The organism is Porphyromonas sp. CAG:1061 (genome assembly GCF_000435035.1).
In the GTDB taxonomy this organism is placed as follows: Bacteria; Bacteroidota; Bacteroidia; order Bacteroidales; family Porphyromonadaceae; genus Porphyromonas_A; species Porphyromonas_A somerae.
On record NZ_HF988949.1, the window covers coordinates 31,878 to 33,089 of the forward strand.

The window sequence follows — 1,212 nt, forward strand, 5'->3', positions numbered from 1 at the left end:
ATTAGCGATTAGTGGTGAGATAGATAGTTAGCTACGCTATCGTGGCTCTCCTTGATCGCCTCCTGGCCATCGTTCCAGTTGGCAGGGCACACCTCACCATACTCCTCATAGTGCTTCAGGGCATCTACCATACGAAGCACCTCATCCACATTACGTCCGAGTGGCAGGTCATTCACAAGCATATGGCGTACAATACCCTCCTTATCAATCAGGAATAGACCACGGTAAGCTACAGGATTACCCTCAAAGATTAGGTTACCCTCCTCATCATAATCCTCCTCACCAGCCAAAACGCCGAAGTTTTGAGAGATCACCTTTGAGAAGTCGGCAACGATTGGATACTCCACCCCCTTGATACCACCTTCCTTACGATCCTGAGAAAGCCAAGCAAAGTGCGAGAATTGGCTATCCACTGAGCAACCAATCAGCTGCACATCACGCTTCTCAAACTCCGCGAGCTTTGCCTGGAATGCGTGTAGCTCCGTAGGACACACAAAGGTAAAGTCCATAGGGTAGAAGAAAAGGACTACATACTTCTTTCCCTCAAATTGCGATAGAGTAAAGTTCTCAATAAACTGACTACCCTTCACAGCCGTTGCACTAAAATCAGGTGCTTTCTTTCCTACTAATGTAAACATATCTATTTGTAAATCTTAATCCATCACTCACATCTATAGAGAGCTTTGTGACGGGGTGAATAAAAAACAACTTTCTAAAGAAGGAAAAACTTCTCCTCCTCTATTACCAATAACATTCATCACCCCCGAAATGTTTAGAAAACAAATCTTGACATCGGAAAATTATTATCGCCTGAAAAAAACACTAGCCACGACACTCCTATACCACTTTTCCCATTGACTATTACCCCATAGTGTAAGTAGCCAAAAGATGAGTTGCAACTAAGCGATCGGCGAGTTGCAACTAAGCAAATGCCGAGATGCAACTAACCGATTGCTTAGTTGCAACTCAATTGACGCCATCATATCACACTGAAAAACAATGAGTTACAAAATCACTTTCAACGCCCTATAGCAAAGCTAAAAAAACAACCTAATTCTATGATCAAGAGAAGTACAATAATCCCATCAACCCGTACGAAACATTCTGCAATTGATACTGAATAAAAAGCTAAATATCAGACTCCTTAATGTACAGGGCGAATGCAGGGGTTACGCATTAGAAAAGACTTGTCGAGTAGTATTCATCTGAGTA

The 1,212-nt window shown here is 42.5% G+C and carries 1 protein-coding gene; it reads right to left on the reverse strand.

Annotation, left to right across the window (positions count from 1 at the left end):
- Positions 1 to 8: 8 nt before the first annotated feature.
- Complete coding sequence (locus QVO39_RS08535) at positions 9 to 638, reverse strand: peroxiredoxin (protein WP_018027700.1); 630 nt, start codon at positions 636 to 638, stop codon at positions 9 to 11.
- Positions 639 to 1,212 lie beyond the last annotated feature (574 nt).

What these genes read in the sequence shown, in the direction of transcription:
- QVO39_RS08535 (WP_018027700.1), bottom strand. Translation starts at nt 638, where the DNA reads ATGTTTACATTAGTAGGAAAGAAAGCACCTGATTTTAGTGCAACGGCT.